Genomic DNA, 22,347 nt, shown 5'->3' with positions numbered 1-22,347 from the left:
CGGAGTCAGCGCCGGGTGATCACGTCCGCGACCCGGGTGTACCCGTCGGTGCCGTGCCCGAGCGCGACGACCCGCCGGGCCTGCCCCTCGATCACGCGCATCAGGCTCGCGTCGATGCCGTGCGCCTCGGAGGCGTGGACGATGTGCGCCATGGTCGACACGGCCGAGGTGATCGGGTTCAGCTCGCCCGAGTACGTGCCGGCGTCGGTGTCGGCGGCGAACTCGGTGAACAGCGGCGGCAGGATCGCGGCGATGCCGTGCGCGAAGGGGGCGAGTTCGGCGCCGGTGACACCCTCCGCCCGGGCCACCGCGAGCGCGTGCGCGTAGCCCGCCATCGCCGTCCAGAAGATGTCGAGCAGGGCGACGTCGTAGGCGGCGGCCCGCCCGGCGTCCTCGCCCAGGTGGGTGTGGCTGCCGCCGAGCGCGGCCAGCACGGGCCGGTGCTTCCGGTACAGCTCCTCGGTGCCGCTGTACAGGAACACCGCGTCGTCCGTGCCGATGGCCGGGGTCGGCGTCATGATCGCGCCGTCCAGGTAGCGGACGCCGTGCCGCCCGGCCCACTCGGCCGTGTCCCGGGCGCGCTCGGGGGTGTCGGCGCTCAGGTTCACCACCGTACGGCCCTTGAGCGCGGCGGCGACGGGCTCCTGGCGCAGGACGGCGTCCGAGGCGTCGTAGTTCACCACGCAGACGACGGTCAGCGGCGAGGCGGCGACCGCCTCCTCGGCCGACGCCGCCACGGCCGCGCCGCGGCCGGCGAGGTCGCCGTCCCGGCCCGGGGTGCGGTTCCAGACGGTGGTGCGCAGCCCGGCGTCCAGGAACGCGCCGGCCAGCGCCCGGCCCATGGGACCGAGCCCGAGAACGGTGACGGCGGCGGCAGACTGGTCGGTGTGCATGGTCATTGGATGAACTCCCGTGATGTGATGAGAAATTGGTGCACGTGAGGCTCGTGCCGCACATGCCGCGGCGGCGGTTGACGGCCGAAGGCCGACGGAAGGGGTACGGCATGGCGCACCGGCGTCAGGACGCGAACGTCTGCGGAGTGGCCGCCGCGATCGCCGTGATCGAGGGCAGGTGGAAGACCACGCTGCTGTGGCTGCTGGAGTCCGGCCCGCGCCGCCCGGCCGAACTGCGGCGGCTGGTGCCCGGCCTCAGCGAGAAGGTGCTGACCCAGGCGCTGCGCGAGATGGAGGCGGACGGGCTGGTGGACCGGCGGGTGTACGACGTGCTTCCGCTGAAGACCGAGTACTCCCTCACCGGGTTCGGCCGTGATCTCGCCGAGGCTCTCTCTCCTCTCTCCGACTGGGGCTACCGGCGCATGGCCAGAGAGGCCGGCCCGGACGCCGCCGCCCGCGCGACCTCCTGACGTCCACCCGCCTCATCAGCTTCGGCGCGGGGGGCGCCGCTGCCAAGTACGCACAAAAAAGTGGGTGCGTGGGCCGAATGGCGCACTATTGCAAGCAGCTTGCTTGCAATAGTTAGCACGGTCGGGCATGGTGGAGGCATGGCCTCGCTCAACGTCGGCAATCTCGGTGAGTACCTGCGCGAGCAGCGGCGCAACGCGCAGCTGTCGTTGCGGCAGCTCGCCGATGCCGCGGGCGTGTCCAACCCGTACCTGAGTCAGATCGAGCGCGGGCTGCGCAAGCCGAGCGCGGAGGTGCTCCAGCAGGTCGCCAAGGCGCTGCGCATCTCCGCCGAGACGCTGTACGTCCGCGCGGGGATCCTCGACGCCGAGCGGGACCGGGACGACGTGGAGACCCGCGCGGTCATCCTCGCCGACCCCTCGTTGAACGAGGGACAGAAGCAGGTCCTGCTCCAGGTCTACGAGTCGTTCCGCAGGGAGAACGGGTTCGGGACCGACGCGGACGGCGAGGGCTCCGTCATACCGGGCCCGCCGACCGCCAAAGCACCACAAAACCCTCAGTAATACGTCATTCCGGAGGACCAGCACCATGGCCATCACCGACGACCTGCGCAAGACCCTCAGCGACCCCACCCCGCTCTACTTCGCCGCGGGCACCGCCGACCTGGCCTTCCAGCAGGCCAAGAAGGTGCCGGTGCTGGTGGAGCAGCTGCGCACCGAGGCGCCGGCGCGTATCGACGCCGTGCGCAACACCGACCCGAAGGCCGTCCAGGAGAAGGCGACCGCCCGCGTCAAGGAGACCCAGGGCAGCCTCCAGGCCAAGGCCAACGAGCTGTTCGGCAACCTCGACGCCGACTTCAAGAAGCTCGGCGAGACCGCTCAGGACCTCGCGCTGCGCTCGGTCGGCGTGGCCGCCGAGTACGCCGTCAAGGCCCGCGAGACCTACGAGAAGGTCGCCGAGCGCGGCGAGCACGCGGTGCGCACCTGGCGCGGCCAGGCCGCCGACGGCATCGAGGACATCGCCGAGGAGGTGGAGGAGCTGGCCGTCGCCGTCGAGCCGGCGAAGCCCAAGCCCGCCCCGTCCGAGCCCGTCCGCCTCACGGACGACAAGGCCGCCGCGGCGAAGAAGACCCCGGCTCCGCGCAAGGCCCCGGCCAAGAAGAGCCCCGCCGCCAAGAAGACGACCCCGCCCGCCAAGTAGGCGACGGACCGGTCACCGGGAGCGGGCCGGGCACCCTTGGGGTGTCCGGCCCGTTCTACGGGTACGGTGACCGCCTGCGGGTACGGTGACCGCGTAATGACGACCCGAGTCTGGTGGTGGACGTTGTGCTGATGCAGGGTTTCGCAGGCTTCATGTGGCTGCTGAGCATCGCCCTGATCCTTTTCAGCGGCTTCGCTTTGATCGACGCCGCCACGCGCCGCGAGGACGCCTACCGCGCGGCCGACAAGAAGACCAAGCCCTTCTGGCTGATCATCCTGGCACTCGCCTTCGTGGTGAACCTGATCTTCAACATCCTGTCGTTCCTGCCGATCATCGGCCTCATCGCGACCATCGTGTACATGGTCGACGTGCGGCCGGCGCTGCGCGGACTGCCGGGCGGCGGCCGCAGCAGCCGCCGCGGCTCCAGCAGCGACGGCCCCTACGGCCCGTACAACGGCGGCCGCTGACGGGCCTGAACGCCCCCACGGCGCGTGGTCACCGGGATCGGGCGGCTCAGGCCGTCCGGTCCAGCAGGACCACCGCCAGGTCGTCCGCCAGCTCGCCGCCGTTCAGCTCGCGGACCTCGTTGACGGTCGCCCGCAGCAACTGCTCGCCCTGAAGCCCCTCGGCGAACTGGCGGCGGACCATCTCCACCATGCCGTCCTGGCCCAGCCGCTCCCGGCCCTCGCCGATGTGGCCCTCGATCAGGCCGTCGGTGTAGAGCATCAGGCTCCACTCGGCACCCAGCTCAACCTGCATGCGCGGCCAGCGGGCGCCCGGCAGCAGACCCAGCGCCGGTCCGTTGTTGTCGTACGGCAGCAGCCGTGCGGGCCGGCCCGGGGCGGCGACCAGCGGGGACGGGTGCCCGGCCAGGCACAGGCCGGCCCGGCGGCCGTCCGGGGAGATGTCCACCGCGCACAGCGTCGCGAAGATCTCGTCGTCGGCGCGCTCGTGCTCCAGCACCTGCTGGAGGGTGCCGAGCAGCTCGTCGCCGCAGAGCCCCGCCAGCGTCAGCGCGCGCCACGCGATCCGCAGCTCCACGCCGAGCGCCGCCTCGTCCGGGCCGTGCCCGCAGACGTCGCCGATCATGGCGTGCACGGTGCCGTCGGGGGTGCGCACGACGTCGTAGAAGTCACCGCCGAGCAGCGCCCGGGAACGGCCCGGGCGGTAGCGGGCGGCGAAACGCAGCGAGGAGCCCGCGAGCAGCGGGGTCGGCAGCAGGCCGCGCTCGAGACGGCGGTTCTCCTGCGCCCGCAGCCGGCCCTCGGCCAGGCGCCGCTCCGCGAAGTCGGACCGCTTGCGCTCCACGGCGTAGCGGATAGCCCGGCTCAGCAGACGGCCGTCCAGCTCGTCGCGGAACAGGTAGTCCTGCGCGCCGACCGCCACGGCCTCCGCGCCGCGCTCGGCGTCGCTGGAGGAGGTGAGCGCGAGCACGGCGTGCCGGGGCGCCAGCTCCAGTACGTGCCTGAGCACCGCCAGCTCGTCGTGGCCCTCCCCGCTCCCGTCGCCGTCGGTGTCCGCGTTGGCGCGGGCCGGGGCAGGAGCCGACAGGGCGAGGTCCAGCAGGATGCAGTGGACGTCGTCGGTCAGCAGCCGCGCGGCCTCGGTGAGGTTGCGGGCGGTGCGGACGCGGATCGGCTTGCCGGTCTGGTCGATCAGGTCGGGCACGAGTGGCGAGCCGGCCGGATCGTCCTCGATCAGCAGCAGCGTCAGGTTCGTGGGGATGGTGCTCCCACGGCGGCTGGTGGGGCTCTCGCTCTTCTCCGTCGTGTTCTCTCGCTGACTGGTGGGGTTGTCGGCCGGGTTCGTCCCGGGCGGGGCCTGTTCCTTGGAAGGGCCGCTGTCCGGGGACGCGGCGGGCGCCTGACCACACTCCACGGCCGGGATCGCCCTCTGCCGCGGTACGGGTACGGGCATTGTCTTGGTTTCCTTCCCTCCCCCCGAGGGCATGGCGGGGCGAGGGACCTCGACCCACCGACGGGGACCATAACGGGTGACGGCGCCGCTGCGGAATGGTCCAGCACACGCCGGTCCGCCATCGGCCACTGTCATATGCCGCGTTATCGGCCGCAGTTGGACAGGTCGCCCCCCGACCGGGGATGACGAACGTCACGCGGGGGGTGCGCCGGGGCGTGCGGTGGGTCACGTGGCCCGCTTCACGTCCCCGGCGCTGGGCGCGTGGCACGCGTCACTGATCCGCTGTTGCCGGGTCCGGCCGGACCACCCCGAGGATCGGCATCGTGCCCGCTCCGGCGATCGTGATCGAGCGGCCCGGGCGCGGGGCGTGCACCATGGAGCCGTCGCCGACGTACATGCCGACGTGGCTGGCGTCGTCGAAGTAGATGATCAGGTCGCCGGGGCGCATGTCCTCGACGTCGACCCGCGTCAGCTGCCTCCACTGCTCCTGCGAGGTGCGCGGGATCGTCTGCCCGGCCGCGATCCAGGCCTGGGAGGTCAGGCCGGAGCAGTCGTAGGACTTGGGGCCCTCGGCGCCCCACTGGTACGGCTTGCCGATCTGGGCGGTGGCGTATTCGACCGCCTTGCGGCCCCGCTCGGTCGCCTCGCGGTCGAGGTCCTTGAGGATGCCGGAGTCGAGCCACGCGGTCTGGGCCTTGGCCTGGGCCTCCCGCTCCAGCTTGGCGAGGCGCTCCTTCTCCTCCTTCGCCAGCTCGGACTCCAGCTTCTCGGCCGCCGCGATCTGCTTCTCGATCTTCTTCTGGGCGGTGGCCTTGGCCTTGCGGTTCGCCTCCAGCTTCTTGAAGCGGGCGGAGGCGTCCGCCGCGTAGGTCTTCAGGTCCTCCTGCGCGCGGGACAACTCGCCGAGCAGGCCCTTGGTCGCCCGCTGCCCCTGGAGCACCCGGCCGCTGCCGTCCAGGAAGTCGCCCGGGTCGTCGCTGAGCATCAGCTTGGCCTCGTCGGGCAGGCCGCCGGTGCGGTACTGGGCGCGGGCCGCGGCCCCGGCGCGGTCCTTGAGGCGGTCCAGCTTCTCCTGGCCCTTGACGATCTTCTTGGCCAGCTCGACGATCTCGGCGTTCTGCTTCTCGGCCTTCTCCTCGGCGGCGTTGTACTCGTCCGTGGCCACGGCGGCCGCGCGGTAGAGCGAGTCGAGCTTCTTGCGCACGGCCTCCAGGTCCTTGGCGCGCCCGGGGTCCGGGGCGGGGGAGGCGCTGGGCGTGCCCCGTGACGGTGTGGGGCCGGGGTCCGCGAACGCGGTGCCCGGTGCCGCGAGCACGGTGACCGCGCAGACCACGGTCACGGCAGCGGTCATCAAGCCATGCTTCCCCGTACGCATCCGTCGCCCCCAAGCTGGTTAACCGTCAGTAACATAGCGCTCGGGGGATCGTGCCATGCCGGCGCGGAAAGCGACAGAGGCCGCGCTTCCCTCCTGCTTCCCCTCTTCTGCCGCGCCGTACGACGATTCCCCCCGGTGTGTGACGAACGCCGCACGGAGATCGTTCCCGCCGGGCCCGTGTCCCCGGCCCGACCGGCCCTCGCCGTCCGGCGGGTTCAGCCGCGCGGCGCCAACGCCTCCCAGCGCACCGTCACTTCGCCCTGGCGCCAGCGCGCCGGTCCGTCCGTCACCGGCCAGTCGGCCGTCAGGTCCCGCACCGCGCGCATCCAGCGCTGGCGGGCGCCGTAGGAGGCGTAGGGCGCGGCGGCGGCCCAGGCGCGGTCGAAGTCGCGCAGGAAGGCGTGCACGGGCTCGCCGGGGACGTTGCGGTGGATGAGCGCCTTCGGCAGCCGCTCGGCCAGGTCGGAGGGGCGGTCCAGGGAGCCGAGGCGGGTCGCGAGCGTGACCGTGCGCGGACCCTCGGGGCCCAGCGCCACCCACACGTGCCGGCGCCCGATCTCGTCGCAGGTGCCCTCGACCAGAAGCCCTCCGCGCGAGTGCTCGGAGGCCGGAGCGAGCCGCGCGCACAGCCGCCGCCAGACGGTGGCGACCTCGTCCTCGTCGTACTGGCGCAGCACGTTCGCCGCGCGGATCAGCGACGGGGCCGGGGAGACGGGCACCTCGAAGCCGCCGTGCCGGAAGACGAGCCCCGCGCGTGCGTACGGTTCGGCCGCCGCCACCCGGGCCGGGTCGATCTCGACGCCCACCACGCGCGCGTGCGGGGCGACGGTGCGCAGGCGGTGCAGCAGCTCGACGGCCGTCCAGGGGGCGGCGCCGTAGCCGAGGTCGACGGCGACGGGGTCGGCGGCGCGGCGCAGTTCGGCGCCGTGCGTGGCCGTGATCCAGCGGTCCATGCGGCGCAGGCGGTTCGGGTTGGTGGTCCCGCGCGTGACCGTGCCCAGGGGGCGGGGGGCGCGGGGAGGTGGCATGCGTACGAGGGTATGCGGCCGGGCGGGGGTGTGGTTCCGGGCGGCCGGGGGTTGACTGGCTAACGTCGTTAGCCTTACTGTTCGGGCAGGGCTAACGACGTTAGCTCGCTCGCTCCCCGGGAGGCACTCATGAGCACGGTCGCACCAGCACGCACCGCCCGCGCGGTCACCGCTCGCACCGTCGTCGGCCGCACCGCGTGGCTGCTGGGCGCCCTCTTCTGGTCGGTGTTCGCCGTCCTGGAGGCGGTCGATCACGGCTGGGTCGCGGGCCTGCTCGCCTTCGCCTTCTTCCTGGCGCCCGACCTGACGTTCCTCGTCGGCCTGTCCGACGCGCCCCGCATGGAGAAGGGGCGGCTGACGCCCCGCGCGGTGCCGTACTACAACGCCGCCCACCGCGCCCTGATCCCGCTCGCGCTCATGGTGCTCCACATCATGACGCCGGTGACCTGGGCGCCCGCGTTCGCGGCGCTGTGCGGGTGGCTCGCGCACATCTCGTACGATCGCGCCTTCGGTTACGGACTGCGCACCAAGGAGGGCTACCAGCGTGGCTGACCGCCTGTCCCCCCGGGCCCGGGAGATCGCCGCGGCCGCCCGCACGCTCCTGGAGGAGGCCGGGCCCGCCGCGCTCACCCTGCGGGCCGTCGCCGACCGCCTCGGCATCAAGGCCCCCTCCCTGTACAAGCACTTCCCCGACAAGGAGGCGGTCGAGACCGAGCTGATCGTCCAGGCGCTCACCGAGGCGGGCGAGGCCATGGAGACCGCGGAGGCGGAGGAACCCGGCTCGCCGGCGGCGCTGGCGGAGGCGTACCGGGCCTACGCGCTGGCCCACCCCCACCTGTACTGCCTGATGACCGAGCGCCCGCTGCCCCGCGCGTCCCTCCCGGCCGGCCTGGAGGACCGGGCCGCGGCGCCGCTGATGCGGGTCTGCGGCGGGGACCAGGACCTGGCCCGCTCGTTCTGGGCGTTCGCCCACGGGATGGTGGTACTCGAGATCCACGGCAGGTTTCCCGCCGACGCGGACCTGGGGGCGGCCTGGGCGCGGGGGGTCGGGGCGCTGCGTACGTAGGGCAGCGGGGTCCCGGGTGTAATCCGAGGCGTGGCACGCGCCCGGCGCTCGAACGGTTGAGCGACAGCCGGTAATGATTCGGCAAAGGCCGGGAAACCGGAAATGGAGCACGGCCGTCCGGTGTTCCACCCCCTTGGAGGGCGGCGTGTGTCCTCCGACCGGCATGCCCGCAGCGAGGAGGAATGGCTCGTGAGCCAGTACGTCAGCATGCTCGGGCGCCGCTCACCGGCGGCCTCCCCGCGGCTCCGGCTGCTGCGCAGGCCCCGCCGCGTCGCCATGCTCTCCGTGCACACCTCACCGCTCCACCAGCCCGGCACCGGCGACGCCGGCGGCATGAACGTGTACATCGTGGAGCTGGCGCAGCGCCTCGCCGCGATCAACATCGAGGTCGAGATCTTCACGCGCGCCACGGCCGGGGGACTCCCGCCGTCCGTCCAGCTCGCCCCCGGCGTCCTCGTCCGGCACGTCGACGCGGGCCCCTACGAGGGACTGGCCAAGGAGGAACTGCCCGCCCAGCTCTGCGCCTTCACCCACGGCGTCATGCAGGCATGGGCCGGACACCGCCCCGGCCACTACGACCTGGTCCACTCCCACTACTGGCTCTCCGGCCACGTCGGCTGGCTCGCCGCCCAGCGCTGGGGCGCCCCCCTCGTGCACGCCATGCACACCATGGCCAAGGTCAAGAACGCCAATCTGGCCGACGGCGACACCCCCGAACCGGCCGCCCGCGTCATCGGCGAGACCCAGATCGTCTCCGCCTCCGACCGCCTCATCGCCAACACCGCGGAGGAGGCCGACGAACTCGTCCGCCACTACGCCGCGGACCCCGCCAAGGTCGCCGTCGTCCACCCCGGCGTGAACCTCGACCGCTTCCGCCCCTTCCCCAAGGGCGCCGTCCCCGGCCCGGACCGCAGCGGCAACGCCCGCGCCGCCGCCCGCGCCCGCCTCGGCCTGCCCCAGGACGCGCTGATCCCGCTCTTCGCGGGCCGCATACAGCCCCTCAAGGCACCGGACGTACTGCTGCGCGCCGTCGCCGTGCTCCTCGACGAACGCCCCGAGCTGCGCTCCCGCATCGTCGTCCCCGTCGTCGGCGGCCCCAGCGGCAGCGGTCTCGCCAAGCCGGAGGGCCTGCAGAAGCTTGCCGCGCGGCTCGGCATCGCCGACGTCGTGCGCTTTAGGCCGCCCGTCGGGCAGGAGCAGCTCGCCGACTGGTTCCGGGCCGCGTCCGTGCTGGTCATGCCGTCGTACAGCGAGTCCTTCGGCCTGGTCGCCATAGAGGCCCAGGCGGCCGGCACGCCGGTGCTCGCCGCGTCGGTCGGCGGCCTGCCGGTCGCCGTGCGGGACGGGATCACCGGCCGTCTCGTGCAGGGCCACGACCCCGCCGCGTACGCGCGCGTACTGCGCGACTTCGCCGACAACCCGGAACTGACGCCGAAGATGGGTGACGCCGCGGCCCGGCACGCCCAGTCCTTCGGCTGGGAGAGCGCCGCCGCCGCCACGGCCGACGTCTACACGGCCGCGATCCAGTCCCACCGCCGTCGCGTACGCTCGCACCATGGCTGACGCGCGCGGGACGACGGCAGAGGTGATCGAGGGGGCGCTCAAGGACGCCGACGTCGAATGGGAGAGCCCGGAACCCGGCAACTACGTCGTCAAACTCCCGGGCACCCGCAAGCTGTCGACGACCGTCTCCCTCCTCCTGGGCCGCCACTCGCTCTCCCTCAACGCGTTCGTCATCCGCCACCCCGACGAGAACGAACCGGCCGTCCACCGCTGGCTGCTGGAGCGCAACCTCAAGCTCTACGGCGTCGGTTACGCCGTCGACCGCCTCGGCGACGTCTACGTCACCGCGAAACTCCCCCTGGCCGCCGTCACCGCCGACGAGATCGACCGGCTCCTCGGACAGGTCCTGGAGGCCGCCGACGGCGCCTTCAACACCCTGCTGGAGCTGGGCTTCGCGTCCGCCATCCGCAAGGAGTACGAGTGGCGCACCGCGCGCGGGGAGTCGACGCGGAACCTGGAGGCGTTCCAGCACCTGATCGAGCGCGGCGGCAAGTGACGCCGTCTCAGCGGGCGCCGCTCCCGCGGTAGCGCCCCGGGGTGACCCCCACCAGACGCTTGAAGTGCCGGGTCAGATGGGCCTGGTCGTAGAAGCCGGTGGCGCCGGACACGTCCGCCGGGGCCTGTCCCGCCAGCAGCAGCCGCCGGGCCCGGTCCACCCGCCGGGACATCAGGTACTGGTGCGGCGCGATGCCGTAGGCGCCGCTGAACGCCCGTACCAGGTGGGCCGGATGGGCCGGCACCAGCGCCGCCGCCTCCGCCAGCCCGATGCCCTCGACGACCCGTTCGTCCAGCAGCTCCCGCAGCCGCCGGGCGAGGCCGGGGTCCCGGCGCTCCACGCCCGCCTCGTGCCGGGGCACCAGGTGGGACCGCAGCCGCTCGCCGACGAATGTCAGCCGGCTCTCCGCCTCCAGCTCGTCGCCGGGCAGGGCGAGCGCGGTGTGCAGCTGCCCGACCCGGCGGCGCAGCAGCGGATCACGCAGGTCCGGGGCGTCGACGGCCGGCCCGATCAGCTCGTCGCCCAGCCGGGAGGCGTCCAGGTACAGGACCCGCTTGCGGAAGCCGTCCGGCGTCGCGGGTGAGCCGTTGTGCGGCACGTGCGGCGGCAGCAGCGACACCGTGTCGTGCGGGGTGCCGTGCTCGTGCCGGTCCAGGTCGTACCGCACGGCGCCGGCGTCGACGATCAGCAGCGTCCACGCGTCGTGCACGTGCATCGGGTAGGCGTACTCGGTGTAGTGGGCGTGGAAGACCTCGACGACGCCCGGGACGCGGGGTCGCCACGCGGACACGCTCCGCTGGTCGTTCCGCCGGCCGTCCATGCAAAAAACGTACAAGACCTGGCGGGGTGCGGGTCGGCAGTCTCACCGTATGAGCACGCACGATGCAGCCCCTGAGGCTCCCGAGGCCGAGGCCCCCGTCCGCTTCGACACCAAGATCGCCGTCCTGCTCCGCGAGGACCTGGAGACGTGGCAGCGCCTGAACGTCACGGCCTTCCTGGTCAGCGGCCTGGGCAAGGAGTTCCCCGAGGTGATCGGGGAGCCGTACGAGGACGCCGACGCCGTCGGCTACCTGCCGATGTTCCGCCAGCCGGTGCTGGTCTTCGAGGGCACGAAGGAGACGCTGACGAACGCCCACGCGCGCGTGCTGTCGCGCGCCCTGCCCCGCGCGCTCTTCACGTCCGACCTCTTCGCCACGGGCAACGACCGCGACAACCGCGCGGCGGTACGGGCCGTGCCCACGGCGGACCTGGACCTGGTGGGGCTCGCGGTGTACGGGCCGAAGAACGCGGTGGACAAGGTGCTGAAGGGGGCGCGGATGCATCCGTGAGGGCGGGCCTGCTGGGGCGCCCGGTGCCGGGTCAGGCGGTGCTGACCTCGGTCTCGGGCTTCGCGGGCGAAGGCGTGCCGGCCGTGGTCGTGGCCGCGGCCACCTCCGCCTCCTCCGTCGGCAGCCCCCGCATCAGCGCCCAGTACCCGGCCGCCGCCACCGTGCCGACGACGGCGCAGATGCCCCACAGCCACTCGGCGCCCCAGCGGTCGATGACGAAACCGGACATCAGCGGGGCGACGAGCGAGGCGACGGCCCAGGACATGGTGTACATGCCCTGGTAGCGGCCGCGCCCGTGCACCGGGGAGAGGCGGACGACGAGCCCGGTCTGCGTCGGCGCGTTGACGATCTCGGCGAGCGTCCACACGCACACGGTGAGCGCGAAGACGCCGACCGACCCGGCGAAGGCGGTGAGCCCGAAGCCGTACCCGGCCAGCAGGGACGAGGCGACGAGCAGCAGCCGCGGATCGCGGTGCTCGATGAACCGGGTGACGGGAATCTGGAGTACGACGATCAGGACGCCGTTGACGGCGATCGCCATGCCGAAGTCCGCGGGCGTGAACCCGGCCTCGCCCATGGCGACCGGCAGCCCCAGGTACCCCTGCTGGAAGATCACGGCGACCAGGAACGACAGCCCGACGACGCTCATGTACCGCCCGTCGCGCAGCACGGTCCCGAGCGAGACGGCCGCCTCGTTGCCGGAGGCGTCGGCGCCGCCCTGCGGCTGCGGCCGTGACTCGGGCAGCTTCACGAAGACGAGGACGGCGCAGACCAGGGTCATCCCCGCCTCGATCATGAATCCGGCGAGGTAGCTGACCTCGGCGATGAACCCGGCCGCCATCGAGGAGATCGCGAAGCCGAGGTTGATCGCCCAGTAGTTGAGCGAGAAGGCCCGGATACGGTCCTCGGGCCGCACGATGTCCGCCATCATCGCCTGCACGGCCGGCCGGGAGGCGTTGCTGGCCATGCCGACCACGAACGCGACGGCGGCGATGGCGGCGGGGTGGTGCACGAAGCCGAGCGCGGCGACGGACAGGGCGGTCGACGTCTGCGCGACCAGCAGCGTGGGCCGCCGCCCGAGCCGGTCGGTCATCACCCCGGCGCCCACCGAGGACACGACCCCGCCGAGCCCGTGCAGGGCGGCGACCAGGCCGGCGTACGAGGCGGAGTAGCCGCGGTCGATGGTCAGGTACAGCGCCATGAAGGTGGCGACGAAGGCACCGAGCCGGTTGACCAGGGTGCTGGTCCACAGCCACCAGAACTCGCGGGGGAGCCCGGAGACGGTCTCCCGTGCGGCACGTCTGAGACCGGCGACGGACATGGGACCCCCGTGGATGTGTAAGCGGCTGGAGCGGCACGCACAACTTACGAACTCGGGGTCGCCGGAGGCCACCGGATTAACACTTCCCGTCAACCGTCCGCCCACCGGGCGCCCCGCGCGGGTGTCCGGAGGGTTCGATTACGCTCGGAGCCATGGCCGACGCACCGTACAAGCTGATCCTCCTCCGCCACGGCGAGAGCGAGTGGAACGAGAAGAACCTGTTCACCGGCTGGGTGGACGTCAACCTCACCCCGAAGGGCGAGAAGGAGGCGACGCGCGGCGGCGAGCTGCTCAAGGACGCCGGCCTGCTGCCCGACGTGCTGCACACGTCCGTCCAGAAGCGCGCGATCCGCACGGCCCAGCTCGCGCTGGAGGCCGCCGACCGCCACTGGATCCCGGTCCACCGCCACTGGCGCCTCAACGAGCGCCACTACGGTGCCCTCCAGGGCAAGGACAAGGCGCAGACGCTCGCGGAGTTCGGCGAGGAGCAGTTCATGCTGTGGCGCCGCTCCTACGACACCCCGCCGCCCCCGCTGGACCGCGACGCCGAGTACTCCCAGTTCGACGACGCCCGCTACGCGACCCTCCCGCCGGAGCTGCGCCCGCAGACGGAGTGCCTGAAGGACGTCGTCGTCCGCATGCTCCCGTACTGGTTCGACGCGATCGTCCCCGACCTCCTCACCGGCCGCACGGTCCTGGTCGCCGCCCACGGCAACTCCCTGCGCGCCCTCGTCAAGCACCTCGACGGCATCTCGGACGCCGACATCGCGGGCCTGAACATCCCGACGGGCATCCCGCTGTCCTACGAACTCGACGCCGAGTTCAAGCCGCTGAACCCGGGCGGCACGTACCTGGACCCGGACGCGGCGGCGGCCGCGATCGAGGCGGTCAAGAACCAGGGCAAGAAGAAGTAGGCGTGCCGGAAGAAGCCCCCTACCTGCGGTTTTTCTGTCAGGAGGGGGCTCTTCTGTGTGCTTGGGCCGTCTCTGGGCCGTCGCGCTTAGATGCGGTGGAGTGTCAGTCGAACCGACACGAGAAAGGCCAGAGGGAGGACGGCGGCAGGTTCGGCGCCGACCCACAGCGCGAGCGCTGTCCCGCCAAGGCCGATGAGGCCCAGAGGCAGCTCACGAGGGATGAGGTCGATACGCAGTCCACGTCGTGGCACGATGGTCTTCTCCGTAGGGTGCATTACTTCTCCTATCTCACTGGTGGGTAAGCGTGCTGACGGGGCGAGGGGTCGCTCATGCCAGTGAGCGGCCCCTCTTCTTCTGTCGACGGCATGATGGACTTTAGCGGCCTATTGAGGAACGCAACAAACTCGCAGCTAAAACCGCCGAAGGGTCGTATGCTTCCAGCTTTAGAAGGTCGCCCGGTCGGTGCGGTGAGCAGCCTCCGAGTGTCTGAGCCGCCACCCACCTACGAAAAACCGTAGGTGCCTCGGCTGGACAGGAGCAGCCTGTTCGACCACGCCCCCCCACCGGCACCCCAGTGACTGAGAAGCACCAGGTGGGTGGACACCAAGGGCGCGTTGGCTGTAGTGATGTCGCGGAGAGCGACACAATCACGTGTGGTGATTCCAAATCTCAGCTTCGGAAAAGTTGCGGCGACACAATCACGTGTGGTGATTCCAAATCTCAGCTTCGGAAAAGTTGCGGCGACACAATCACGTGTGGTGATTCCAAATCTCAGCTTCGGAAAAGTTGCGGCGGCGACACAATCACGTGTGGCGAGGATCTGACATCTGTGAAGCGGTGCTTGCTTCACGCAAATCCGGCAACGATCGCCTTACGGGTGCGCTCCTGGCTGGACGGCATCAGGTGCGCGTACACGCGGAGCGTCAGGCCCGGATCCGAGTGGCCCAGGTACTCGGCTAGGGCCTTGATGTTCTCCCCCGCGTCCAGGAGCACCGAGGCGTAGAAGTGCCGTAGCGCGTGCATGCCGTTCTCGCGCGACTCGGCGTACGGTCGGCCCCGCACAGGCACGGGGATGACGCCGGCCGCGGCGAGCGCCGGTTTCCATGCCTCCTCGTTGAGTGACGTACGCCAGACGTGCCCGCCGCGTGGCCCGGTGAAGATGAGCCGCTTGGTCACCGGAGGACCGTCGGCCACCTTCCACGGCAAGGTGATCTCGACCGGCGGGAACCGCTTCATGTGCTCCCGAAGCGCGTCGGCAACAGGGCCGGGAAGCGGCACGTCCCGCAGCTTGCCGCCCTTCGGCGGCGCGAACACGGCCTTGCTGCGACTCAGCTTCAGTTGCTGGACCACGTGAAGCGTGTCCGAGTCGAAGCCGATGGCGTCGACAGCCACGCCCAGAATCTCGCCCTGGCGGAGCCCACAGCCGCCGCCCAGGTCGACCATGGCTTGGTAGCGCTCGGGCATGGCTGCCCGGACGGCGAAGACCCGCTCGGGCGTCCAGGGCACAACGCGCTTGTTGTCGACGGTCGGCGGTCGGACGGACCGGGCGGCACACGGGTTGCGGGCAAGGTGGCCGTCATCCACGGCCGCGCTGAGCGCCGCGCGCACGTTGGAGTAGATCGTCCGGGCGTACGACCCCCGGACGCCGTTCTCCTGCAACTGCCGCACCCAGTCCCGGATGTGCGCCGGCTGGAAGGAGCCGAGCGGACGTGAGCCGACGTAGGGGAAGGCGTGCAGCCGTAACTGCGACTCCATCGAAGCTTGGGTGTTCGGGTCGGCGCCCCGCGTGGTGACCCAGCTTTCGGCGTACTGCCGGAACGTGATCCGGGCGGCGCGCGGGTCGATGTACTGCCCGCGCGCCATGTCCGCCTCGATGTGCGCCAGCCACTGATCAGCGAGCCGCTTCTGACGGTCGGGGAAGCTCTTGGACTTCTCCGTACCGTCCGGGCCGACGTAGCGAGCGCGGTAGCGGAGGCCGGATCCATAGCGCTCGGTCTTGACCTTGCGCACCTTCCCGTCCGGGCCGGTCGCGGTCCGGTACCAGCGGTCCTGGATGTGCCCGGCCATCAGGCGGCAGCCCCTTGCCGCAGGGACTCGACCCAGGCCTGGACGTCCGCAGGGTCGTAGCGCAGGTGTCGGCCGACGCGGAAGCCAGGAGGACCGGTGCGCTTGCGGCGCCACTGGTAGGCGGTCTCGACGCTGGGTAGCTTGAACATCGCCACCAGGTCGTCAGGAGTCAGGTACCGAGACGGCAGACGAGGCGGCTCGGAGGGCGCTTCCATGACGGTGAGGCGACGACTACCCATGGGTGGGCTCTCCTTCCGTGCCGGGGGCAGGTTCGAGTGACGTGGCAAGCCAGGCTTCGGCGTGGGAGAGGCCGGTCCCGGCGAAGACCCAGTGGGCGAGGACGAGAGTGGTTTCTCCGTCCTGCGGGACGGGCGGAGCTGCTTGGGCACGCCGCCAGTCGGCGCGAGCGTCGCGGAGGGCGCCGAGGGTGGTCGAGTAGCGGCGGGACTTTGTGGAGAAGTGGCCGCGGAAGCCGAGCATGTGAGCCCAGGCCCGTAAGCGCAGTTCTGCCAGCTCGGGGCGAGCGCCCAGGGTCCATGCGGTGCGGATCACTGGCGGGCGTGCTGGGTGATGCGGGCCTGTGCCAGCTCGGCCAGGAAGCGGATGGGCCGGTCCAGGGTTCCCGTGGCCGTCTCGGCCCCCTTGGTTGCGTACTTGGCGATGTACGCGGCGACGGCCCGATCGGTCAGCGCCTGGCCGCCGTCGAAGTCGGCAGACCGGATCGTGCGGACGTCGAGCTGCCGTCCGAAGGTGAAGGTGTGGGGCCGCCCGTCGACCTCTGGACCCTCCACGCGAGCAGCGCCGGCAGCGACCTGGATGGCGTCGGTCATCAGCTCGGCCGTGGCCCAGATCGGAGGCGGCGATTCGCCACCGTCGGGGCCGTCAATGCGGATGACGGCATGGAAGTGGACCGCTCCGCGCTTCTGGTACTCGGCCACTTTCGCGAAGGAGACCCGGGCGTGGTCCCGGAAGGCCCGTTGGGTGAGCCCGGCGCGCTTGGCGACCTCTCGGCGGAGGTAGATCGAGAAGCGTCGCCAGAGGGCACCAGCGTGCGCGTTCCACAGCACGGCCGCTTCGTAGCCGTAGGTGTCGGCGTCGAGGGGCGTGCCCAGGACCACGGCGCCTTCGTCATGCCGGACGCCGCAGCGGCGGCGCCGACCGCCCGACGGGCGGTTGTGGACCGGGCCGAAGCTGGGCGCGGTGAAGGTGGCGAAGACGCGCGGATGCGTTGCGACCTGTTGAGGTGTGCCCTTGCCGCCGCGGAGTCCGGCGGTGATCAGGTGGTAGGTGTCGCGACGGTACGTCTCGGCGCAGGCCGCGCACCGGGTCGCACGACGGTTGTTGCAGCGGACGAGGAGTTGGCCGGCGGGCAGGGCCGAGGAGTCAAGGTGGTGCAGGACGCGGCCGATCTCGCCGGTTGTCCGGTCCACCGCGTGTTCGGTGCGGTGGCCGTCGCGGCGCACGGGGTGCGTGCAGCCGCCCAGGCCGGACAGCTGACGGGCTAGCTCGGGCATGGTTCCGAGGGACGCCAGCATGGAGATCTGGGAACCCGTAGGCTGATCGCATGACGCGGTTGATCGTCGCAGCAGGAGGAGGGGGCGACGCAGTCGCCGCCGCCATGCTTCACGCCACTCCCTACGGTGACGAGGACCAGGCGGTGATCCTTACCTACGCGTGGGACCGCCTCCTGATCGACCCCCTACCGGGCCCGCGGCGCCCCGCTGACTTCACCGGCCTAGAACGTCTCACGCCAGACGTCTGGTCCGTGCGGGCGCAGGCCCGCCCGATCGAACCCGCAGGCTCCACCCTCCCCAGACTCGCAGCGGAGCTCCCGGCCACCTTCGCACTGCTCGACCCACACCAGGGGGCCGTCGGCCTTACCCGACACCTCGAATCACTCGTTGACCACGTACAGCCGGCATCAATCGATCTCTTGGACGTGGGCGGAGACATCCTCGCGCAGGGCGACGAGCCGGCGCTGAAGAGCTCGCTGGCCGACGCGCTGACGCTGGCGGCTTGCTGCCAGTTGAACGAACCTGTGCGGCTCCTCGTAGCAGGGCCGGGTCTGGACGGCGAACTCCCGCCGGAGGCTATGACCGGCGCGCTGGGCCCCGTTGTCCACGCCCTCACTGCGGAGGACACGACCGCCGTTAGCACTGTCCTTGAGTGGCACCCGTCCGAAGCAACGGGCCTCCTCGCGGCGACGGCCCGAGGCGTACGCGGCACATGCGAAATCCGAGACGCGGGACTTCCCGTACTACTCACGGACGAGAGCCCGGCCGTGCACGAAGTCGACTTGGACGACGCTCTGAGCCGCAACCGGTTGGCCCGAGCCATCATGTCCACTATCGACCTGGAGGAAGCTGAGGCGTAAAGCCGCGAGGTCTGCGGGTACTCAGAGATCGACTATGAGCGCAACAAGGCCCTCTGGCTCGACGAGCAGCAGCCGACGAATCTGGACCCGGCCACGATCCGTCGGCAACTAGACCAGTTCGAGGCCGAAGCACGGACCCGCGGGGCCACCCACACAACGTTTCGCCGCGTCACCGAAGCCCTGAGTCTCCGTGGTGCACAGCGCGACGAGTTGCGTCAGCTCCTCATTGCCAGCCGCCCGAAGCAGTACGAGGCGCCGCTGTGGCGCATCGCAGACGAAGTGTCGAGTCCCAGCTGATGATTGACAGGTTGGCGTCGGGTGATGCTTGACGTCTTCCCTAGACGATCTTCCGGCGGTTGTGTTCGCCGGACTTGCGGACCACCACCTCCTTCCTGGTGACACGCGGGACGGTGGTGATCAGATCCTGGCCGTGGAAGACCCGGATCGATGTCTCGTCCAAGTGGACGGTGACGACCTGGTGGGCATAGCCGCGGCCGAGCTGGACGCGCTGTCCGGTGCGGACACGAGTCCGGCCGGTGCGACCGGTCCGTCAGCCCCGGCAAATCCGACTGCTTGTACTTGCGCACCCAGGAGTGCACCGACTGCCTCGACACCCCATACCGGGCGGCGACTTGAGTGACCGGAACCCCTGCGGCGACCTCCATCACCGCGTGATACCGCTGCGTCCGGGCGGCGTACCGCCATCAATGCTTCGAGATGACGGGCCTTGGAGGCGGGCTTTGAAGACTCCACCCACAAGCGGTTAGCGAATCCATACACTGAGTCAACCGCGACGCGGGGGAAAGGGGCGAGGTGAGGCGGAGATGAGTACCGAGATCGTACCGGTGGTGCAGCAGGCCTGGCCGTACCTCTCAGCAGCGCTGGCTGCATACGGGGGCGCGGTGCTGGTCAGGACGGAGAGTGCGGCGGTAGATGCCACGGCCAATGTCGGGCGCCGTATTTTGCATCTGCTGTGGCGCCGCCGCGACGAGCCAGAACAGGCTGCGTTCGAGGAGGCCGTGCAGGAGGCCGCAGCTGCCTTGGAGGACGAGGACGCTGCCGCTGCACTGCGCCAACAGATCAAGCGGGCGCTGCGGGAGGACGAATTGTTGCAACAGGTGACCGCCTTGCTACCCACTGTCGGGCCAGTGACCAACACCGCATCCGGGACACGGGCAGTCGCCGCCCAGCGCATCGACGTCGTGGTGACCGGTGATCACAACCAGGTCACCAAGTGAACGCAGCATCGCCATCGAGGGAGCCAGGGCAGACCGCCGCCTCGGGTGAACGGTCAATCGCTGGGCGGAGTATCAACATCGCAGTGACCGGCGACAACAACCAGGTTCACCAGGTGGTGTTGTCTGCTGCGGAGGTGCAGGCAGCCAAGGATATCCAGGTGCCGCTGGGCGCTGGCTATCTGCCAAGTCCGGCCCACGGCGTGTTCGTGGGCCGGAGCATGGAGTTGGAGCGACTGCGTGTGGCTCTAGCTCGGCAAGGTGAAGCAGCCGTTACCCAGGCCCAGGCCGTGCACGGCCTGGGCGGAATCGGCAAGAGTACCTTGGCCCTGCACTACGCCCATCGCTACCGTGGCAGTTACAGCCTGGTGTGGTGGATCACTGCCGCCTCTCCCGAACAGATCGACGCCTCCCTAGCAGCCCTGGCAGTCCGACTGCATCCACAGTGGGCGGCCACCGCTCAACCGGATCAGCGCACGAACTGGGCGATCACCTGGTTGCAGTGGCACCCTGATTGGCTGCTCGTCTACGACAACGTCGAAAAACCTGAGCACCTGCGCCCATACTTGGGCACTCTAAACGGCGGACATCACCTGGCCACCAGCCGTATAGCCGTCGGATGGCACAGCATTGCGCCTACCTTTCCTCTAGATGTCCTCGCTCCGGATGCCTCGGTTGAGCTGCTCTGCACTCTGGCCCTGGGCGGCCAGCCTCCTACAGACCAACAGCGGCAAGAAGCGGGAGACCTAGCCGCAGACCTGGGGTACCTGCCGTTGGCTCTAGAACAGGCTGGCGCGTACCTATACCAAACTGGCATTGATTTTGTCACCTACCGCCAACGGCTCGGGCTAATGCTAGACAGAGCCGCCGATGGCATCGATCCTGAGCGGACCATCGCCCGCATTTGGGACCTAACCCTGGAGGCCATCGCCGCCCGCAATGAGTTGGCAGTAACCATTCTGCATACCCTAGCCTGGATCGCCCCAGATCAGTGTACGCGTACCCTGCTAACACCCCTCACCCCTGACGCCATTGAGCTAGATGAGGCTCTGGGCATCCTGCGCGCTTATAGCATGGTTTATTTAAACCAGCAGACCGTGAGCGTTCATCGGCTTCTGCAGACCGTGCTGCGTCAACGCGTCATGATTCAATCTTGCGAAGACGAAGTGCCTTTTGGGCTCACAGAAGCTGAGTGGATTTTGACTGAAGCCGCAAATTCTTCAGAGTTCACCGAGGCCGTGAGTAACCCTACATGGGATTCCCTGGCTCCACACGTAGTAGCCCTCGCCGAAAATACGCCACCTAGCCACAAATCTGCAACCTTAATTTATCTCTTTTGTGATTTCGGTGACTATTTCCACGAATGCAAGCAGAATTCTCGCGCCATACCGCTTTGGGAAATCGTGCGAAATCGACTCACGCAAGAGATGGGCGAAGCCGATCCGGGCACCTTGACAGCCTGCAATAACCTCGCTGGTACTTACGTAGCTGCTGGGAAATTGGCTGACGCAATATCCATCTGGGAAAGCAGCAGGACTGCGTGTGAGCAAGTACTGGGGGAAGACCACCCCACTACTCTATCTGTCTACAACAACCTGGCATACGCTTACACGATGTGCGGAGATACGAATAAATCAATCCCACTTTATGAAGCTAGCCTTTCTCGGCGCGAGAGGGATTTGGGGAAGACGCATCGCGACACGCTGGCAGTGCGCAACAACCTCGCTTACGCTTACCAGGAGAGTGGCGATCTTCGCCGATCAGTCGCTCTTTATGAAGAGACGCTAAGGCAAACCGTGAAATCCCTGGGGCAATTCCACCCGGACACCTTGAACACGCGGAATAACCTCGCCGGCGCCTATGAAGCAATCGGCGACCGGAAGCGTGCCATCCCTCTTTATGAAGAAGTCGTCGCTCATGCCGATCGCGTACTGGGGGTCACCCACACGGATGCACTCATCGCTCGGACCAACCTAGCATGCGCGTACATGAAAGAGGGTGACGTTGCAACAGCACTTACAATGCTGCAAGAAGTGCTCGCCCTGGCCGTGAGATCGCTGGGCGAAGAAGACCCTTACACTCTCATAATTCAAAGCAATCTTGCATATGCGTATGGGGAGATCAGGGATCCGGAGCGGGCGATCTCCGTTTATGAAGATTACCTCGCCCAGGCAGAAAAAGTGTTAGGTAATTCTCACCCCCATGTCAAGCTAGCTCGAGAAGATCTTGCCGATCTCCGAAAGTCGACAGAGAGGTAAGTCCCCTACAGGCTTCAGGCGATCGCGGCTTCACAAGTTGAGGACTCAAGCGCGGTTAGTATGCGTCGGCCTTCGTGGTTTGTCTCGGTCGACAGCACTGGCAGCGTGGTTAAGGCCGGTGGGGGTGAAGCGAGACACACGCGCGCCTGACCGGTCGGCGCGCCCGCCATCGTGGCTGACTGTCGTCGGCTGAGGTTCGTGCCACAACCGTGCCAGATGCAGGGGTCAGCCACGGTCAACACCAGTGCTCCTGCGGTCGAGCACCCGCTCTCTTCCTAGGCCGGTGAAGCAGCAGTTCAGCCCGCAGATCACCCAGCCTCTCTCCTGCAGTGGTTGTCCACTCCGGTCACTGAGCCCACACACGCTGGAACTCTTCGGCCGGGATGGCTTCCAGCGGGTCTTCTTCCGGGGCGAGCGCCTGGTCTATCAGGAAGCCGTGCTCGTCCTCCAGGTGCTCCCAGCTGTACCGGTGGAGTCGGCCAGCCGGAGTCAGCTCGGCCTGCTTGATGGCGATCAACTCACCACGGTCGGAGACTGCCTCGAAGTACCACAAGCCGCCGTCCTCGTCGGCGTGGCGGAAGTGGTGTCGCAGGGTGGACCCCTCATCAAGGGATCGGAAGTACGCCACGCTCTTCGCCTTGATGCGCTCCAGGTCAACCACAGGAGCATCGTGCCAGCGAGCGCACGTGGTTGCACCGTTCTGACATCCATAGGTGACATCAACGACCCCGGACGCCAGCACTCCTGGGCGGTCCTGCACGGCCGGCGGGGTGAGGCGGCTCCCTGGCAGTGCCAAGGAGTATCGAACTCCTAAAGCGGGTGTCGCAGGCTCGAATTCTGGGAG

Annotated in this window: 23 protein-coding genes and 3 pseudogenes; 14 read left to right on the top strand and 12 right to left on the bottom strand. The window is 69.5% G+C overall.

Annotation, left to right across the window (positions count from 1 at the left end):
- Positions 1-5: 5 nt before the first annotated feature.
- Positions 6-899, bottom strand: coding sequence for an NAD(P)-dependent oxidoreductase (locus ACZ67M_RS31580; protein ID WP_469853766.1), 894 nt, complete (start codon positions 897-899; stop codon positions 6-8).
- A gap of 104 nt (positions 900-1,003) precedes the next feature.
- Here ACZ67M_RS31580 and ACZ67M_RS31575 point away from each other — a divergent pair, with 104 nt between their 5' ends.
- The 4 genes from ACZ67M_RS31575 to ACZ67M_RS31560 all read left to right on the top strand — a co-directional run bounded on the left by ACZ67M_RS31575 (position 1,004) and on the right by ACZ67M_RS31560 (position 3,028).
- Positions 1,004-1,363, top strand: a complete 360-nt coding sequence (locus tag ACZ67M_RS31575) for a winged helix-turn-helix transcriptional regulator (protein WP_361366437.1) — start codon at positions 1,004-1,006, stop codon at positions 1,361-1,363.
- Positions 1,364-1,501: 138 nt separating this feature from the next.
- On the top strand, positions 1,502-1,924 hold the full coding sequence (locus ACZ67M_RS31570) for a helix-turn-helix domain-containing protein (RefSeq protein WP_360895554.1): 423 nt from the start codon (positions 1,502-1,504) through the stop codon (positions 1,922-1,924).
- 25 nt (positions 1,925-1,949) lie between these two features.
- The gene (locus ACZ67M_RS31565) at positions 1,950-2,561 is read left to right on the top strand and encodes a hypothetical protein (protein WP_392016004.1); all 612 of its coding nucleotides are present in this window, start codon (positions 1,950-1,952) and stop codon (positions 2,559-2,561) included.
- Between the two features lie 131 nt (positions 2,562-2,692).
- Positions 2,693-3,028 carry a DUF2516 family protein gene (locus ACZ67M_RS31560; RefSeq protein ID WP_185832480.1) on the top strand — a complete coding sequence of 112 codons (336 nt, stop codon included), beginning with the start codon at positions 2,693-2,695 and terminating at the stop codon, positions 3,026-3,028.
- Positions 3,029-3,074: 46 nt separating this feature from the next.
- Here the strand turns inward: ACZ67M_RS31560 and ACZ67M_RS31555 are convergent, their stop codons facing one another.
- The 3 genes from ACZ67M_RS31555 to ACZ67M_RS31545 form a co-directional block, all read right to left on the bottom strand.
- On the bottom strand, positions 3,075-4,478 hold the full coding sequence (locus ACZ67M_RS31555; protein ID WP_361366443.1) for a PP2C family protein-serine/threonine phosphatase: 1,404 nt from the start codon (positions 4,476-4,478) through the stop codon (positions 3,075-3,077).
- A 271-nt stretch (positions 4,479-4,749) separates the two neighbouring features.
- The gene (locus ACZ67M_RS31550; RefSeq protein WP_469853765.1) at positions 4,750-5,853 is read right to left on the bottom strand and encodes a C40 family peptidase; all 1,104 of its coding nucleotides are present in this window, start codon (positions 5,851-5,853) and stop codon (positions 4,750-4,752) included.
- Between the two features lie 215 nt (positions 5,854-6,068).
- Positions 6,069-6,881, bottom strand: coding sequence for a class I SAM-dependent methyltransferase (locus tag ACZ67M_RS31545; protein WP_469853764.1), 813 nt, complete (start codon positions 6,879-6,881; stop codon positions 6,069-6,071).
- Positions 6,882-7,010: 129 nt separating this feature from the next.
- Here ACZ67M_RS31545 and ACZ67M_RS31540 point away from each other — a divergent pair, with 129 nt between their 5' ends.
- From ACZ67M_RS31540 to ACZ67M_RS31525, 4 genes are all read left to right on the top strand, one after another.
- On the top strand, positions 7,011-7,433 hold the full coding sequence (locus ACZ67M_RS31540; RefSeq protein WP_469853763.1) for a DUF4260 family protein: 423 nt from the start codon (positions 7,011-7,013) through the stop codon (positions 7,431-7,433).
- Positions 7,426-7,947 carry a TetR/AcrR family transcriptional regulator gene (locus tag ACZ67M_RS31535; protein WP_392015996.1) on the top strand — a complete coding sequence of 174 codons (522 nt, stop codon included), beginning with the start codon at positions 7,426-7,428 and terminating at the stop codon, positions 7,945-7,947. Before ACZ67M_RS31540 ends, ACZ67M_RS31535 begins: the two co-directional genes overlap by 8 nt.
- Before the next feature lie 189 nt (positions 7,948-8,136).
- On the top strand, positions 8,137-9,510 hold the full coding sequence (gene mshA, locus ACZ67M_RS31530; RefSeq protein WP_385801035.1) for a D-inositol-3-phosphate glycosyltransferase: 1,374 nt from the start codon (positions 8,137-8,139) through the stop codon (positions 9,508-9,510).
- Positions 9,503-10,006 carry a type III secretion system chaperone family protein gene (locus ACZ67M_RS31525; RefSeq protein ID WP_122621103.1) on the top strand — a complete coding sequence of 168 codons (504 nt, stop codon included), beginning with the start codon at positions 9,503-9,505 and terminating at the stop codon, positions 10,004-10,006. Before mshA ends, ACZ67M_RS31525 begins: the two co-directional genes overlap by 8 nt.
- Before the next feature lie 7 nt (positions 10,007-10,013).
- On the opposite strand, the gene ACZ67M_RS31520 is transcribed toward ACZ67M_RS31525, so the two are convergent.
- Complete coding sequence (locus ACZ67M_RS31520; protein WP_469853762.1) at positions 10,014-10,826, bottom strand: AraC family transcriptional regulator; 813 nt, start codon at positions 10,824-10,826, stop codon at positions 10,014-10,016.
- 49 nt (positions 10,827-10,875) lie between these two features.
- Between ACZ67M_RS31520 and ACZ67M_RS31515 the strand changes: the two genes are divergently transcribed.
- Positions 10,876-11,334, top strand: coding sequence for a DUF2000 family protein (locus ACZ67M_RS31515; RefSeq protein WP_385801039.1), 459 nt, complete (start codon positions 10,876-10,878; stop codon positions 11,332-11,334).
- Positions 11,335-11,365: 31 nt separating this feature from the next.
- Here ACZ67M_RS31515 and ACZ67M_RS31510 read toward each other — a convergent pair whose 3' ends face one another.
- Positions 11,366-12,655: an MDR family MFS transporter gene (locus ACZ67M_RS31510; protein WP_392102404.1), complete on the bottom strand. Its 1,290-nt coding sequence runs from the start codon at positions 12,653-12,655 to the stop codon at positions 11,366-11,368.
- Positions 12,656-12,807: 152 nt separating this feature from the next.
- Here ACZ67M_RS31510 and ACZ67M_RS31505 point away from each other — a divergent pair, with 152 nt between their 5' ends.
- On the top strand, positions 12,808-13,569 hold the full coding sequence (locus ACZ67M_RS31505; RefSeq protein WP_122621099.1) for a phosphoglyceromutase: 762 nt from the start codon (positions 12,808-12,810) through the stop codon (positions 13,567-13,569).
- 596 nt (positions 13,570-14,165) lie between these two features.
- Positions 14,166-14,393 (top strand): hypothetical protein, encoded by a 228-nt coding sequence (locus ACZ67M_RS31500; RefSeq protein ID WP_469853761.1) that lies wholly within the window; start codon positions 14,166-14,168, stop codon positions 14,391-14,393.
- Positions 14,394-14,415: 22 nt separating this feature from the next.
- Here the strand turns inward: ACZ67M_RS31500 and ACZ67M_RS31495 are convergent, their stop codons facing one another.
- The 3 genes and pseudogenes from ACZ67M_RS31495 to ACZ67M_RS31485 all read right to left on the bottom strand — a co-directional run.
- Positions 14,416-15,636, bottom strand: a complete 1,221-nt coding sequence (locus ACZ67M_RS31495) for a tyrosine-type recombinase/integrase (RefSeq protein ID WP_469853760.1) — start codon at positions 15,634-15,636, stop codon at positions 14,416-14,418.
- Complete coding sequence (locus ACZ67M_RS31490) at positions 15,636-15,875, bottom strand: helix-turn-helix transcriptional regulator (RefSeq protein WP_469853759.1); 240 nt, start codon at positions 15,873-15,875, stop codon at positions 15,636-15,638. Before ACZ67M_RS31490 ends, ACZ67M_RS31495 begins: the two co-directional genes overlap by 1 nt.
- A 97-nt stretch (positions 15,876-15,972) precedes the next feature.
- Positions 15,973-17,150 (bottom strand): annotated as a pseudogene (locus tag ACZ67M_RS31485) (replication initiator); the annotation flags it as partial.
- A 104-nt stretch (positions 17,151-17,254) separates the two neighbouring features.
- Between ACZ67M_RS31485 and ACZ67M_RS31480 the strand changes: the two are divergent.
- Positions 17,255-18,307, top strand: a pseudogene (locus ACZ67M_RS31480) (DUF1152 domain-containing protein).
- Positions 18,308-18,347: 40 nt separating this feature from the next.
- Here ACZ67M_RS31480 and ACZ67M_RS31475 read toward each other — a convergent pair.
- Together ACZ67M_RS31475 and ACZ67M_RS31470 are read right to left on the bottom strand one after the other, a co-directional pair.
- On the bottom strand, positions 18,348-18,470 hold the full coding sequence (locus ACZ67M_RS31475; RefSeq protein WP_469853758.1) for a hypothetical protein: 123 nt from the start codon (positions 18,468-18,470) through the stop codon (positions 18,348-18,350).
- An 82-nt stretch (positions 18,471-18,552) separates the two neighbouring features.
- Positions 18,553-18,687 (bottom strand): annotated as a pseudogene (locus ACZ67M_RS31470) (helix-turn-helix domain-containing protein); the annotation flags it as partial.
- 147 nt (positions 18,688-18,834) lie between these two features.
- Between ACZ67M_RS31470 and ACZ67M_RS31465 the strand changes: the two are divergent.
- Both ACZ67M_RS31465 and ACZ67M_RS31460 read left to right on the top strand, forming a co-directional pair.
- Positions 18,835-19,248, top strand: coding sequence for a hypothetical protein (locus ACZ67M_RS31465; protein ID WP_469853757.1), 414 nt, complete (start codon positions 18,835-18,837; stop codon positions 19,246-19,248).
- An 83-nt stretch (positions 19,249-19,331) separates the two neighbouring features.
- Positions 19,332-21,503: a tetratricopeptide repeat protein gene (locus ACZ67M_RS31460; protein ID WP_469853756.1), complete on the top strand. Its 2,172-nt coding sequence runs from the start codon at positions 19,332-19,334 to the stop codon at positions 21,501-21,503.
- A 346-nt stretch (positions 21,504-21,849) separates the two neighbouring features.
- On the opposite strand, the gene ACZ67M_RS31455 is transcribed toward ACZ67M_RS31460, so the two are convergent.
- Positions 21,850-22,164: a hypothetical protein gene (locus tag ACZ67M_RS31455; RefSeq protein ID WP_469853755.1), complete on the bottom strand. Its 315-nt coding sequence runs from the start codon at positions 22,162-22,164 to the stop codon at positions 21,850-21,852.
- Between the last annotated feature and the right edge of the window lie 183 nt (positions 22,165-22,347).

This window comes from Streptomyces sp. NPDC107500, from assembly GCF_055582785.1.
Note: the sequence above shows the minus strand (reverse complement) of the source record. Positions and strands in the feature narration are given on the sequence as shown.